Origin of the sequence: Sulfitobacter sediminilitoris (assembly GCF_010667575.1) — a bacterium.
GTDB classification, from domain to species: Bacteria; Pseudomonadota; Alphaproteobacteria; order Rhodobacterales; family Rhodobacteraceae; genus Sulfitobacter; species Sulfitobacter sediminilitoris.
Map to the genome: position 1 here is coordinate 52,689 of NZ_JAABNT010000017.1, position 14,687 is coordinate 67,375.

General features: G+C 57.9%; 12 protein-coding genes and 1 pseudogene. 11 read left to right on the plus strand and 2 right to left on the minus strand.

The annotated features are described in order from the left end of the window. Window positions 1–38: 38 nt before the first annotated feature. The 11 genes from GV827_RS19470 (at window position 39) to GV827_RS19520 (ending at window position 12,132) form a co-directional block, all read left to right on the plus strand. Window positions 39–1,031: an NAD(P)H-dependent flavin oxidoreductase gene (locus GV827_RS19470; RefSeq protein WP_164355485.1), complete on the plus strand. Its 993-nt coding sequence runs from the start codon at window positions 39–41 to the stop codon at window positions 1,029–1,031. Beyond that, window positions 1,032–1,682: a histidine phosphatase family protein gene (locus tag GV827_RS19475; RefSeq protein ID WP_164355486.1), complete on the plus strand. Its 651-nt coding sequence runs from the start codon at window positions 1,032–1,034 to the stop codon at window positions 1,680–1,682. It begins immediately after the preceding gene. 9 nt (window positions 1,683–1,691) lie between these two features. Further along, complete coding sequence (locus tag GV827_RS19480) at window positions 1,692–2,723, plus strand: phosphotransferase family protein (protein ID WP_164355487.1); 1,032 nt, start codon at window positions 1,692–1,694, stop codon at window positions 2,721–2,723. Between the two features lie 7 nt (window positions 2,724–2,730). Beyond that, window positions 2,731–3,522 (plus strand): IclR family transcriptional regulator, encoded by a 792-nt coding sequence (locus tag GV827_RS19485; RefSeq protein WP_164355488.1) that lies wholly within the window; start codon window positions 2,731–2,733, stop codon window positions 3,520–3,522. Between the two features lie 399 nt (window positions 3,523–3,921). Further along, window positions 3,922–5,166 carry a branched-chain amino acid ABC transporter substrate-binding protein gene (locus GV827_RS19490; protein ID WP_164355489.1) on the plus strand — a complete coding sequence of 415 codons (1,245 nt, stop codon included), beginning with the start codon at window positions 3,922–3,924 and terminating at the stop codon, window positions 5,164–5,166. 79 nt (window positions 5,167–5,245) lie between these two features. After that, window positions 5,246–6,202: a branched-chain amino acid ABC transporter permease gene (locus tag GV827_RS19495; protein WP_164355490.1), complete on the plus strand. Its 957-nt coding sequence runs from the start codon at window positions 5,246–5,248 to the stop codon at window positions 6,200–6,202. Further along, on the plus strand, window positions 6,199–7,497 hold the full coding sequence (locus GV827_RS19500) for a branched-chain amino acid ABC transporter permease (RefSeq protein WP_164355491.1): 1,299 nt from the start codon (window positions 6,199–6,201) through the stop codon (window positions 7,495–7,497). The genes GV827_RS19495 and GV827_RS19500 overlap by 4 nt, the downstream gene beginning before the upstream one ends. Then, on the plus strand, window positions 7,494–8,255 hold the full coding sequence (locus GV827_RS19505; protein ID WP_164355492.1) for an ABC transporter ATP-binding protein: 762 nt from the start codon (window positions 7,494–7,496) through the stop codon (window positions 8,253–8,255). The genes GV827_RS19500 and GV827_RS19505 overlap by 4 nt, the downstream gene beginning before the upstream one ends. Window positions 8,256–8,269: 14 nt before the next feature. Next, window positions 8,270–8,953, plus strand: coding sequence for an ABC transporter ATP-binding protein (locus tag GV827_RS19510; RefSeq protein ID WP_164355501.1), 684 nt, complete (start codon window positions 8,270–8,272; stop codon window positions 8,951–8,953). 21 nt (window positions 8,954–8,974) lie between these two features. Beyond that, window positions 8,975–10,180 carry a serine hydrolase domain-containing protein gene (locus tag GV827_RS19515; RefSeq protein ID WP_164355493.1) on the plus strand — a complete coding sequence of 402 codons (1,206 nt, stop codon included), beginning with the start codon at window positions 8,975–8,977 and terminating at the stop codon, window positions 10,178–10,180. Then, window positions 10,177–12,132: an acetoacetate--CoA ligase gene (locus GV827_RS19520; protein WP_164355494.1), complete on the plus strand. Its 1,956-nt coding sequence runs from the start codon at window positions 10,177–10,179 to the stop codon at window positions 12,130–12,132. The genes GV827_RS19515 and GV827_RS19520 overlap by 4 nt, the downstream gene beginning before the upstream one ends. Before the next feature lie 331 nt (window positions 12,133–12,463). Here the strand turns inward: GV827_RS19520 and GV827_RS19525 are convergent, their stop codons facing one another. Together GV827_RS19525 and GV827_RS19530 are read right to left on the minus strand one after the other, a co-directional pair. Next, window positions 12,464–14,224, minus strand: a complete 1,761-nt coding sequence (locus tag GV827_RS19525; protein WP_204325984.1) for an adenylate/guanylate cyclase domain-containing protein — start codon at window positions 14,222–14,224, stop codon at window positions 12,464–12,466. Window positions 14,225–14,429: 205 nt separating this feature from the next. Beyond that, window positions 14,430–14,687, minus strand: a pseudogene (locus GV827_RS19530) (IS110 family transposase); the annotation flags it as partial.

Consider the following 14,687-nt stretch of genomic DNA (forward strand, 5'->3'; position numbering starts at 1 on the left):
GCCCCCTTACCGTCAACATGAATGCATTTGGAGGCTCTATGGCCCGTGACGACTCCCATCTTCCATCCGCGCTGCAAGGTCTGCGCATCCCCCTGATTGCTTCACCATTGTTCATCATCTCGGTGCCGAAACTGGTGATCGCACAGTGCAAGGCGGGGATTGTCGGATCATTCCCGGCGCTGAACGCACGGGAAGGGGAGGGAGAGCATCCGCTGCTTGATACCTGGCTGACCGAGATCAAGGAAGAACTGGACCGCCACAATCAGGCGAACCCGGACCGGCCTGCGGCCCCTTATGCGGTAAACCAGATCGTGCATCGGTCGAACGGGCGGCTGGATCGTGATCTTGAGATTTGTGTCAAGCACGAGGTGCCGATCTGGATCACCTCCTTGGGTGCGCGGGTTGAAGTGAACGAGGCGGCGCATAGCTGTGGCGGCATCGTGCTGCACGACATTATCAACAACAAATTTGCCAAAAAGGCGATCGAGAAAGGCGCTGATGGTCTGGTCGCCGTGGCGGCGGGTGCAGGGGGGCATGCGGGCCAGCAATCGCCCTTTGCGCTGGTGCGTGAGATCAGGGAATGGTTTGACGGGCCGATTGCGCTGTCGGGGTCGATTGCGACGGGCGAGGCGCTGCTGGCCGCAAGGGCCTTGGGCGCTGATCTGGGGTACACCGGATCGCCGTTTATCGCGACCGATGAGGCGAATGCGGATCAGGCGTATAAGGATATGATCGTGGACAGCGGGGCGGAGGACATTGTTTATTCCTCGCTCTTTACCGGTGTCTGGGGGAATTACCTGAAGGGGTCGGTCGAGGCGGCGGGGATGGACCCCGATAACCTGCCCACTGCCGATGCGTCCTCGATGAACTTTGGGCAGGACCGGGAAAAGCCCAAGGCGTGGAAAACGATCTGGGGGTCCGGTCAGGGCATCGGTGCCGTGAAATCGGTGGGGCCGGCGGCCAAGATCGTGGACCGGATGGAAGCCGAGTACATGGCGGCGGGCAAGAAGCTGGCGGCGGAGTTTTCGTAAGTGGCGGAGTTGCTGGTCATCAGGCATGGGCAGGCATCCTTTGGGCAGGACAACTATGATGTATTGTCTGATCTGGGGCACAGGCAGTCCGAGTCCGTGGGTGCATTGCTGCGCGAGTTGGATTGGCAGCCGGATCGTTTGGTGACGGGGACGCTGAAGCGGCAGAAAGATACGCTGTCATCCATGGGATTTGATACGGCACCCGAAGAACACGCCGGGTTCAATGAATACAATTTTGACGATCTGTTGAATGCGCGGTTCAAGGGGAATGTGCCGGACATGGTCATCGGCGACCGGCGGACGCATTTCCGGGCGCTGCGGGAAACGGTGTTCGAATGGCAGGACGCAGCGTTTGACGGGGCATCGGAAACCTATGCAGAGTTTGCGGCAAGAGTCGAGGCGGCGCGGGCCTTTGCCACCGACACAGAGGCCAAGCGGGTTCTGGTCGTGTCTTCAGGCGGCGTGATCGGTCAGTTGACGGCGACGGCATTGGGCGCGGACAAGCGGCATATGATGGAACTGAATTTGCAGGTAAAGAATACGGCGATGACGCGTTTCATGTTCAAGGGCGCCCGCTGTTCGCTGCATGAGTTCAACGCAACGCCACATTTTATGTCGCCGGGTGGGGCGGCATTGCTAAGCTATAGCTGAGGGAAAAGAATGAGCGCGGATACACAGACACTCGATGAGGCGGCGGTTTCAGCCTATCTGGAAAAGAACCTGCCGGGGTTCGAGGGGCCGCTGGAAGTCTCGAAGTTCCAGACCGGGCAGTCGAACCCGACATTCCTGCTGAAAACGCCTGCGCATAACTACGTGCTGCGGCGCAAACCACCGGGGGTGTTGCTGAAATCGGCGCATGCGGTGGACCGGGAATTCCGGGTGCAAAAGGCGCTTGCGGATACGGATGTGCCTGTCGCCAAGATGCATTTGCTGTGTGAAGACGATGATGTGATCGGGTCCATGTTCTATATCATGGACCATGTGCCGGGGCGGAATTTCAATGAGCCTGCGATGCCGGATGTGTCGCCTGCGGACCGCGGGGCGATTATTGATGAGATGGGCCGGGTGCTGGCGGCGTTGCATGACGTGGATATCGACGCGGTGGGGCTGAGCGATTACGGACCGCCCGGCAACTATTTCGAGCGGCAGGTGGGACGTTGGACCAAGCAGTACAAGGCGTCTGAGACCCAGAACATTCCGGCAATGAACGAGCTGATGGAGCGGCTGGTGGCGGAGCGGCCCGAGGATGATGGGCAGCGCACGCTGGTGCATGGGGATTACCGGCTGGACAATATGATCTTTGACGCCAAGACCACGGATTGCCGTGCGGTGCTGGATTGGGAGTTGTCGACCATCGGGCATCCGTTTGCGGACCTTGCCGCCGTGATCATGCAGTGGCAGTTGCCTGCAGGCACCGAGGGACGCGGCATGGGTGGACTGGACCGGGCCGCCCTGGGATTGCCCACGGATGAGGCATTCGTTGCGCAGTATTGCGAACGGCGGGGGCTGCCGGGGATTGATAATTTCGGCTATTACCTTGGGTTTTGTTTTTTCCGCATGGCGGGGATTATCCAGGGCGTGCTGAAGCGGGGCCTTGATGGCAACGCGTCAAACCCCGAGCGGGCGATGAAGCTTGGTGAATTCGTGCCGGTTTTCGCGCAACACGGTCTTGATGCGTTGAACCGGGGTTGATTGCGGGATGGAGGATTTCGGCCCAGACGAACAGGACGGCAAGGACCGTAACTTTGTCACTGCGTTGGCGCGGGGGCTGGAGATATTGCGGTGCTTCGGTGAGAACGATCTGACCCTGACCAACAGTGAGATCGCGGACCGGACAGGCTTGCCCAAGGCGACAATTTCGCGGCTGACCCATACGCTGTGCGAACTGGACTATCTGGCGGCAGACAACCGTGCTGGGACGTACCGGTTGAGTGCGGGGGTTCTGCAACTTGGCTTTTCGATGCTGGCGGGCATGGATATCGGGGATCGTGCAAAGCAGGAAATGCAGGCGTTGCGGGACGGGCCGAATTCCTACATCACGGTGGCCTTGGCGGAACAGCATCAGCTGGATGCGGTATATCTGGCGACCTCGAATTCGCGCGAGGGGGTGACGCTGGCCATTCGCGTGGGGTCACGCTTGCCGATTTTTCATTCCGCGATTGGTCGGGCGATTCTGGTCGGCATGACCGAGGATGACCGCGAGCGGGTCTACGAGATTGCACGTAAGGAAAGTGCGGAGACCGAAGCCGACGGTCGCGCGCAGGTTGCCGAGGCGCTGGCGGAGTTTCAGGCCAAGGGATTTTGCAGCGGCTATGGCACGTGGCGCAGTGACGTGAACGGGATCGCGGTGCCGGTCTATTCCCTAGGTGGTGGATTGGTTTACGGGTTGAACGTTGGCGGGCCGTCGTTCCGGGTGAAGAAAAAGCAGCTTGAGACGGTATATGGTCCGCTGCTGATCAAGGCGGCGGAGACGCTGAGCGCGAAGTCGTAGTGTTCGGGTTTGGAAGCGTGACGGATGAATGTTCCGCATAGCGGAACAAAAACACAATTTATTTTTGTGTGTCATTGAAAATCTTTACGAATATTTCGTGCCTAAATGATGTGCGATCACTGGCTGTTCGAGGGAAAAGAGGCTGTTTACATGGCTGCCTGCTGTGCCTTGAAAGTGAATTAAAGTTATTAATAACAATATTTTATTTGAATTTCCAACCAGCTTTGAGCAGCGGTTTAGAGAGTTTTGTCGCGTCATTTGTGCCTTAATGGTGGGCTAAACTGACGCTAGGGCATAACTGCCTTGAAGCCTTGACTTTAGACGGGGGTATGCAACTCTTTGCGCACGACCGGGAGACACGAAAAGAAACGTCAAAGCGGTCACTTTAGGGAGGAATATATGAAGAAGATCACCAAGCTTGGCGCGGTTTCCGCGCTGTCACTGATTGTAGGCGCAACCGCCGCGTTCGCCGAGAACGTCAAAATTGCATTTATTGACCCGCTGTCTGGCCCCTTTGCCAGCACAGGCACAAACGGTCTGCACCAGTATGAATTCGCTGCTGATTACATGGTCAACCAGAATGGCGGCGTTCTGGACGGCCAGATGTTTGAAATTGTGCCGTTCGACAACAAGATCAGCCCGAAAGAGTCGCTGATCCAGCTTCAGGTCGCGATTGACCAGGGCATCCGTTATATTGCGCAGGGTAACTCTTCGGGTGTTGCGAACGCGCTGACCGAAGCCATCGACAAGCACAACCGTCGGAATCCCGACAGCCGCGTTCTGTTCCTGAACTATGCGGCGGTTGATCCTGCGCTGACCAACGACAAGTGCAACTTCTGGCATTTCCGTTTTGACGCGAACGCAGACATCAAGATGGACGCGCTGACCGACGTTATGGCAAAAGATGAGGACCTCAAGAAGGTTTACATCATCGGTCAGGACTATTCGTTTGGTAAGGCTGTGGCTGCCGCTGCTGTCGACATGCTGGGCAAGAAGCGCCCCGATGTTGAGATCGTTGGCAACGAACTGCACCCCATCGGCAAGGTGAAGGACTTTACCCCATATTCACGCAAGATCGTGGCATCCGGTGCGGACGCGGTAATCACCGGTAACTGGGGCGCGGACATGCTGGGTCTGGGCAAATCCGTGATCGAGAACGGTTTCGAAGGTCCGATCTATACCTACTATGCGGCGGGTTCCGGTATCACGGCGGCCTTCGGCGAGTCTGGCAAGGACCGTATCCGTCTGATTTCACAGGGCGGCATCAACCCGATCGCGACGGAAGAAGCACGCGCGGCCTATGAAGCGTTCGAGGCGAAGTATCCCGAAGGCAACATTGACCAGAGCCGTATCTTTAACGTGATCGGCATGCTGGAGAAAGCGATTGAGCAGGCGGGAACAGCCAATGACGTGGTTGCCGTTGCCAAAGAGCTGGAAGGCATGGAGTACGACAGCATGTGGGGCGGCAAGATCTTTATGCGCCCACAAGATCACCAGGCGATTCAGGACATGCACGTTGCCGTTCACACGGACCAGAACATCGACTTTGACTATGATCAGTCCGGTTTCGGGATTCTGACAGAGTCAACGGTTGAGATGGCATCCATGGACAGCCCGACAACATGTGACATGAAGCGCCCATAAGCGACGCTTAGCGACCCGCGCTGCACCTTGTGGCGCGGGTCTTTCCTTATCAATTTCCGCTTACCCTTTGGGGGGACCGATGGAACTCATCCTCGTCAATATAATCGACGGGCTTGTGACCGGATTGCTGTTGTTCATGCTTTCGGCCGGCCTGACGCTTATCTTCTCCATGATGGGCGTGCTTAACTTTGCGCACGCCAGTTTCTATATGCTGGGGGCGTATTTCGCCTACCAGATCAGTATCGCGCTTGGGTTCTGGATGGGCCTGTTGATTGCACCGCTGATTGTCGGCGTGTTGGGAGCGGGCGTTGAGAGGTATGGGCTCAGGCGGGTCCATCAATACGGTCACGTGCCCGAGCTGATCTTTACTTTTGGTTTGGCATTATTGATCGAAGAGCTGGTCCAGTTCATCTGGGGCAAGAACCAGATGCCTTATTCGGTGCCGGAAATCCTGAACTTTACCGCATTCTCGATCGCGGGGAATTCCATTCCGGCGTACAAGATTTTCATGATCTTCACGTCGGTGGCGATCTTTATCGGGCTTTTGTATATCCTGACCAAGACGCGGGTGGGCATGATCATTCAGGCGGCGTTGAGCTATCCGCGCACGGTTGAGGCGCTGGGACATAACGTGCCGCTGATCTTTATGGGCGTCTTTGGCGTCGGCACCGCGCTGGCCGGTGTGGCAGGCGTGATTGCGGGGCCGGTGCTGGGCACGTTCCCCGGCATGGCGTTTGTGCTGGGCTCCATCGTTTTCGTGACAATCGTGATCGGTGGGCTTGGCAGCCTGTGGGGCGCGCTGGTTGCGTCCTTGCTGATTGGCTGGATCACGACATTCGCCAAATCCTACAACATCCAGATGTCCGATATCCTGAACGGGATCGGCATCAGCACACCTGAGAACCTGAGCGAAAATGTGTTCAGGGATCTCTGGACCGTCACATCGCCCCAGATTGCGGATATCCTGCCGTATATCCTGATGGTGCTGATCCTTATCTTCCGTCCTGCGGGCCTTTTCGGAAAGCGTCACTCATGACTGATGAAAATCTTACAACCGATCCTGCCAGACCGGCACAGCGGATGCGTGCTGGTTCCCTGAGCCTGACCTTTACGCCGTGGATTGTCGGGGGCATCTTGCTGGTATTAATGCCGTTTATTTTCACGTCGAATTCGGCGCTGACGATCATGAACCAGATGTGGATTACGGTGATCTTTGCGCTGGCTTACAACATGCTGCTGGGGCAGGGGGGTATGCTGTCCTTTGGTCACGCGGTATATGCGGGTGTGGGCGGTTTTGCCTGTATGCATATCATGAACGCCTCGGACTTCTTTTCCAGCCTTCCACTGCCGGTGTTGCCGGTCTTTGGCGGTTTGTTTGGCATGGGCCTTGCCCTGATCGTGGGCAGTTTTTCCACGCGGAACGCGGGCACGGTTTTCGCGATGATTTCCCTTGGCGTGGGCGAGCTGATTGCTGCCTGTTCGGTGATCATCGTGGCGTTTTTTGGCGGCGAGGAAGGGATTTCGGGTGACCGGACCTATGCGATGCCATTCTTTGGCAACGAGTTCCTGCAGCAGATCGACGTCTATTACCTGACATCTTTCTGGGTGCTTTTGTCGGCGGCGCTGATGTACCTGTGGTCACGCACGCCCGTGGGCCGGATGGCCAACGCGGTGCGGGACAACCCGGAACGGGCCGAGTTCCTTGGCTATTCCGCGCGCTGGGTACGGTTCTACAGCTTTGTCGCCTCGGGTTTCTTTGCCGGTGTCGCGGGGGGGCTTTTCGCCATCAACTATGAAATCCTGACTGAAGAGAACCTGAATACGACGTCGTCGGGTGTGATCCTGCTTGTCACGTTCCTGGGTGGTGTCGGGTTCTTCTTTGGGCCGATCATCGGGGCGGTGGCCTTTACCTTGCTGCAAACGGTGCTTTCGCTGCAGACCGAATTGTGGGCGTTTTACGCAGGCACGCTCTTTGTGGCGACGGTGATGTTCTTTCCCGGCGGTCTGGCAGGTCTGATGATGATGCATGTTCCGGCCTTTAGGTTGGGCAAGGCGAACCATCTGATAGTGCCGTATATCAAGACCCTGATCCCCGGTTTCATCGGCATTCTGGGTCTATGCGCACTGGTCGAGATGACGTTTCACTTCCGTCATGCCGCAACAGGTGACAATGAAATGACGCTGTTCTGGACCACGTTCGACAGTCACACGATCCTGCCATGGATCATCGCGATTGCCGTTACCGCCATTGGTCTGGGCATCGCGCGGGCCACGGCACCGGCGCTGAAAGAGGCCTGGAATGAAGCCAACACCGCAGGAGGTGCCGCATGAGTACGCCAGCACTTGAACTGACCGGTCTGAAAAAGAGCTTTGGCAAGGCCGAGATCATCCGCGGGATCGACCTATCGATCGGGACGGCGGAACGCCACGCAATCATCGGGCCTAACGGCGCGGGCAAATCCACGCTATTCAACCTGATCACGGCGCGGTTTCCGGCGACGGAAGGGACCGTGAAACTGCATGGCGAGGATCTGGCCGGATTGCAGCCGTTCCAGATCAATCGCAAGGGTCTAAGCCGGTCTTTCCAGATCACCAACATCTTTCCGGCGATGACCGTGTTCGAGAACGTGCGCTGTGCGCTGTTGTGGTCGCAGGGGTACAAGTATTCGTTCTGGAACCTTGTGAACCGGTCGCGGCAGCTGACGGAAGGGGCGGATGCGATCCTTGATCAGATCAACCTGCTGGAGCGGCGCAACCTGCCTGCCGGTACGTTGTCTTATGCGGAACAGCGCGCGCTTGAGATCGGTATCACCATCGCGGGTGGCGCGGATGTGATCATGCTGGACGAACCCACTGCGGGCATGAGCCATTCGGAAACCGACTATATCACCGACCTGATCCTGAAGGTCACTGAAGGCAAGACGCTGGTGATGGTTGAGCATGACATGGGCGTCGTCTTTGGACTGGCGGACCGGATCAGCGTTCTGGTCTACGGAGAAATCATCGCCACCGGCAAACCCGAAGACGTTCGGGGCGATCCTAAAGTACAAGAAGCCTATCTGGGCGCGGCTTTGGAGGCAGAACATTGATCGAAGTCACCGATATGCACGCCTATTACGGCAAGTCGCACATCCTGCAGGGTGTGACGATGAACATACAAGAGGGCGAGATCGTTGCCCTGCTGGGCCGTAACGGCGTGGGGCGTTCGACAACCTGCAAGGCCATCATGGGCGAGGTGGAGCCGAAGGGATCTGTCAAGTTCAAGGGGCAGGAGATTGCGGGTAAGAAGGCGTTCGAGATTGCCAACCTTGGCATCGGCTATGTGCCGGAGAACCGCGATATCTTTCCGGGGCTGACCACGCGGCAAAACCTGACGCTGGGCCTGAAGCCAGGTCAGAAGGACGGCGCGGGCCGCTGGTCCATGCAGCAGATGTTCGAGATGTTCGAGAACCTGGATCGCCGTGCAGACGTCGAAGCATCGGTTCTGTCGGGTGGCGAGCAGCAGATGCTGACCATGTGCCGGACGCTGATGGGCGATCCGGATTTCATCATGATCGACGAGCCGACCGAAGGCCTGTCACCGCAGATGGTCCAAAAGGTCGCTGAAGTGCTGAAAGAGATCGCGAACCGCGGGCTGTCCACGCTGTTGGTGGAGCAGAAGCTGGCGATTGCGATGGACATTGCGCACCGGGTTTACGTGATGGGGCACGGTCAGGTGGTGTTCGAAGGCACGCCTGCCGAGCTGAAAGAGCGTGAAGATGTGCGTAAGGAATGGCTCGAAGTTTGATTTAATCCGGAGGAGGGTCTGATGGGCAGCTTTGATAAAGAGAGGCTCGCGCGGATCAAGGGCTGGATGCAGGGCTATGTGGATGCGCGCAAGTATCCCGGCTGTGCCGCGCTGATCGCGCAGGGCGGCGACGAAGTGTTCTACCACGATTGCGGTTTGCGCGATGTGGCGGGCGATGTGGCATGGAGCCGCGACACGGTCGCGCGCATCTATTCGATGACCAAGCCGGTGACGTCCGCCGCGATGATGATCCTCGTGGAGCGCGGGCTGGTGCATCTGGATGCACCGGTGTCCGAGTTCATTCCCGGTTTCGCGGACACGCGGAATCTGGTGTCCGGCGCGGTATCACTGGATCAGACGGAGCCTTGTGCAGCGCCCACGTTGCACCAGTTGCTGACGCATACTTCTGGTCTGACCTATTCGTTCAACTCCGGCCCGTTGCCTGCGGCGATGGGCGAGGGCAAGCTTGATTTTGGTCCCGGCCAGCGGACACTGACGCAGGCGGCGGATGAGATTACGAAACTGCCCCTTGTGTTCCGGCCGGGCAGCCGCTGGGAATATTCCGTGGGGATCGACATCATCGGCCGTGTGGTCGAGGTGATTTCGGGCAAGAGTTTCGAGGACTTTCTGGTTGATGAAATTCTGGGGCCACTTGGGATGGATGAGACGCGGTTCGCGGTGCCTGAAGGGGGGCGCGACCGGTTTGCCTGTCTGTACACGCCGCTTGCCGGAGATTCCTTTGATCTGAACGCTGTCAGCAAAAGCGCGGAGACCTTGCGGCTGGCCGATGGCAGCACGGAATCGCCTTACCTGAGCACCAAGATGCATTCGGGCGGTGGCGGCCTTGTCGGGACGATCGACGACTACATGAAATTCGTCGAGATGTTGCGCGCCGGCGGCAAGGGTATCTTGTCGCCGCACACGCTTGATTTCATGATGCGCAATCACCTGCCGGGCGAGATTGCGTCGATGGGCCCGCAAAGCTTTGCCGAGCAGCCGATGGAGGGCATGGGCTTTGGCATCGGGGGCGCCGTGGTGCTGGATCCGGGCCGCGCACGGGTGCCGGGATCGGTTGGGGATTTCTCATGGGGGGGTATGGCATCGACCTTTTTCTGGGTGGACCGGCAGCATGATCTGAGCGTGATCTTCTTTACCCAGTTGTCGCCGTCATCGTCCTATCCGTCCCGGTCGCAGCTCAAGGCGCTGGTGCAAGGGGCCTTGATGTGAGCGGCAAGGTGCTGTGGACGCCTTCGGCGGAGCGGTACGACGCCTCGACCATGGCCGCGTTCGAGCGGTTTGTGGGCGCAAAACTGGGGCTGGAGTTTGAGGACTACAACGCCATGTGGCGTTGGTCCGTCGATGATCTGGAAGCCTTCTGGAACGCGATCTGGGATTTCTTTGATGTACGCGCCAGCGTGCGCCCTCAGAAATTGATGGTGAAACGCCAGATGCCCGATATGGAGTGGGGCACCGGCGGGAAGCTGAACTTTACCGACAATATTCTCAAGCACGCCGAAGGGCGCGAAGATGCGCTTGCCTTGATCGTGCAGTCCGAAATCTTCGGGCGATCTGAGATGACATGGGGGCAGTTGCGCCGGCAGGTTGCCAGCGTTGCTGCGCGCTTGCGTGGGATGGGGGTCAAGGAAGGCGACCGGGTGGTCGCGATACTGCCGAATACGGAAACAGCCTTTATCGCTTGTCTGGCAACGGCGAGCATCGGTGCGATCTGGTCGCTTTGTGCGCCGGACATGGGGCATGTGGCGATCCTTGACCGGTTTCAGCAGATCGAACCCAAGGTTCTGATCGCGGAGGACGGCTATGTCCACGCGGGCAAGACCATCGACCGGCGCGATATCCTTGCGCAGATCGGTGCGGGGCTGCCCTCAGTGCAGCACTTTGTGACCAAGGCCGTTGTGGGGGATCTGCCTCAGGGCCACGTGGCATGGGATGACCTGACCGGCGATGACGTCCCCTATGAAGGCACGCAGGTGGATTTCGAGCATCCGCTTTGGATTGTCTATTCCTCCGGGACCACCGGCAACCCTAAGCCCATCGTGCATGGGCACGGCGGGATCATCCTCGAATCCTGCAAGCATTCGCTGCACAAGGACATCACGAACAAGGATCGCTATTGCTGGCTGACCTCCTCTGGCTGGATCATGTGGAACAACCAGCTGGGCGCATTGGGGCAGGGGGCGACGGTCGCGATGTACGACGGCGCGCCGCATCATCCCGATCTGGGCGTGGTCTGGCGGTTCGTGGCGGATGAGAAGCTGACGTTCTTCGGGGCAGGGGCGGCGTTTTTCAGCACCTGCATGAAGGCGGGGATCAAGCCGCGCGAAGAGGTAGATCTGAGCGCGTTACGCTCCATCGGGTCGACCGGATCGCCGCTGTCGGGCGACACCTACGACTGGATTTACCGCGACGTGAAAGAGGACCAGTGGCTGGCCCCGATTTCCGGCGGTACCGATCTGGCGGGGGCGTTCGTGATGGGCCATCCCGGCATGCCGGTGAAGGCGGGCGAGATGCAGTGCCGCGCCTTGGGCAATGCGGTGCGCGCCTTTGACGCGGAAGGCAACGAGATTTTCGGAGAGGTGGGCGAGCTGGTCTGTACCGAGCCGTTGCCGTCGATGCCGCTGTTTTTCTGGGGGGACGAGGACGGCTCGCGCCTGCACGACAGCTATTTCGACACCTATCCGGGCGTCTGGCGGCACGGCGACTGGATCTCGATTGCCGAGGACGGGTCGAGTGTCATCTACGGCCGCTCGGACGCAACGATCAACCGCAAGGGGCTCCGGCTGGGATCGGCTGAGATTTACCAGGCGGTCGAGGGGCTGGATGAGGTGATGGATTCACTGGTGGTCGATCTAGAGTTCCTCGGGCGCGAAAGTTTCATGCCGCTGTTCGTGGTCCCGGCGGAGGGCGTGGCCGTAGACGATGCGCTGAAGGACAAGATCAACGCAGCGATCCGGTCGCAGGTCTCGGCGCGGTTTGTGCCCAATGAGATTGTCGAGGTGAAGGAGGTGCCGCGCACGCTGTCGGGGAAAAAGCTGGAGGTGCCGGTGAAGAAGCTGCTTTTGGGTGGCGATCCGGCGCGGGTGGTGAACCGGGACAGTATGGCCAATCCGGGGAGTTTTGATTTCTTCGTGGAGTATGCGGAGCAACGCGGGGAAGGGTAGCGGGCTGCTGAATGCCCGCGCAAAGGGCGAAGCGGACAGGATCGAACTGTTTTTGGTCTTCGTATCCGCAGGATATCACCGGACGAAAAAGACTGCCCTGAGCGGTTATTCTTGAATTGCGCAGTTAATTACCGAGTCGAGCCCATACCGGAAGTGCTCCCAGGCCTGCGCTCGCAGGTGCAGCAGCGAAATCGTCCGAAGCCGTCAGCTGCAACGCAGCAAAAAAGCGGCCGTGCGTTCCAGACGCAGCATAATCTGAGGAGCCTATGACCGAGTTGCGGACAAAACGGCCCTTTGACTTCCGCAGAGAATACCTCCGTCGGCAGATAAATCACTTCTGTGGAAGGCTCGTTCCAAGCAGTTTGTCGCGCCAGTGGTCAAGATCGTCCGGTTGCTTCCATTTTTGACGGGCGAGGTAATCCTTGACCGACAAGTCCGGCTTTTCGGCGAGGGCGCGCTCCACATAAGTGTCCGAATGTTCCGCCTGATCTAACTCCACACAGCACGCAGCCATTTCGGCTAAATGGTCCGGGCGCAGTTTAGGGATTTGCTTGTAAGATTTCAGCGCCTTCTGGTATTCCCTCAAAGCAAAGTTTGCGCGCGCGAGCAAATGTGACCTTCCCGGGGCCGACAGAGGATCGCATTGGTTGGCTTTCAGTAGCCAAACCAGCCCCTCCTCGGCTTGCCCCAGTTTTGTGAACAATTCTCCGCGCTGAGTGATGATTCTGGAATCGTTTGGATTTAGCTGAAACGCTTTGGCGTGGTGCAGTTCCGCGTTCTCCCATTCGCCGTATGCCATCCCGAATTCGGCGAGAATCCGATGGCATTCAAGATTGTTTTCATCCAGCGACAGGCCCTTGTGAACGGCATCCAAATTCCGTTCAATCAATTCATCGGGTGTGCCACCGCAACCCAAACCAAGCGCTTGCCCCAAAGTGCAGGCCTTCCAAGCATAGGCGGAGGCGTATTCGGGATCACACGCTATAGCAGCGTCTAGTAGTCTTAGGGCTTCTGCATTGTCTTCAGCGGTGTATTTGTGATGGTGCAGTTTGCCGCGCAATACAAAGTCGTAGGCTGACAATTCGTTGGGTGGCTTCCTTTTAACGCGACTCAATTCGGCTGTTGCAATCCGGCTTGGCACATTCGCGACGACGGTTTGTGTGATTTCATCCTGAACATCAAAAATGTCGACGAGATCGCGGTCATAGCGTTCAGCCCAAATATGATGCCCGGTTCGACCATCCACCAACTGCGCTGTGATGCGCACTTTGTTACCGCCTTTGCGAACACTGCCCTCCAGCAAGTATCGCGCCCCAAGCTTCAGGCTGATTTCTTCAGGCTTCTCCCCAGAACCCTTGTGCGGGAAAGCTGATGTTCGAGCGACTACAATGATATCTGGAAAGCGCGAAAGTTCCGTGATGATATCCTCAAAAATGCCGTCAGCAAAATACTCTTGTTCGGGGTCGCCCGACAGGTTCTTGAATGGCAGAACCGCAATAGAAGGGAAAAGCAACTCAGGCTCGTGGTCGCTTTTCTTTTGAGTGGTCGCATTCAGAGCAGGCGCGACAGTAGCCCCGATGCTGAAAACTCTTACAGGGCGGTCGATGTTCTTGACCTCGATTTCGCCGAGATCATCAAACTGAAAATCCAGGCGATCCCGGACCTGATCCCGTGCCGAACGCGAAAGGCAAATACCGCCGTTCGAAGCCAAGGCTTCGATTCTTGCCGCAACGTTGACGCCATCGCCGAGCAAATCATTTCCATTTGGAACAACGTCGCCAACATTAACACCTATACGAAACCGAAGCTGACGATGTTGAGGGACTAGTTGGTTGCGTTTGTCCATGCCTTCCTGAATCGCAACGGCACATCGCACAGCTTCTACCGCACTGGGAAACTCCGCCAGAATGCTGTCCCCGGCAGTGTTCGCAATTCGACCGCCAAACTCAACAATGAGCGGATCAGTCAGATCCACTCGATGTGACCGTAGTGCTGTCAGCGTTCCTTCTTCGTCATCGCCGACGAGTCGTGAATAACCGGCAACATCCATAGCTACAATCGCCGCTAGCCTTCGCTGGAGTCTCTGTGTCATTCAGATAGGTTAGCCTATCGCTTCGGGTTTGGGTGAAAATGTTTGGTCAAATGAATTCCCACTCCGGGCTCGAAGCCGACCTGTGGCGATGCAGCAGGTCGCATTCCAACCCAGTTCCGATAGCAGCCATTGCCAATACGCGGATGATACGGCCTTTCCAGCGACTTGGTCTCGTTCGCGAACTCCTTTGGATCACGACCGGTCGTCAAACGCCGGCCATGACCTCGTCTCTTTGGGCGTCGAATGGCGTCCCGTGTCTCAATACACTCCAGGTGATGCGCGCGAGCTTGTTGGTCAAAGCAATGGCCAGCTTGTTGCGATGCATGCGTGTCGCAGCCCGCGCCAGCCAGTCGCCGAAGCTGAAGCCGGGCCAGTGATGGGGGCGCATCAGCACGACATTTGCGGCCTGAACAAACAACATGCGCAAGTATCGGCTTCCGCGCTTTGAGCATGGCTCCAGAAC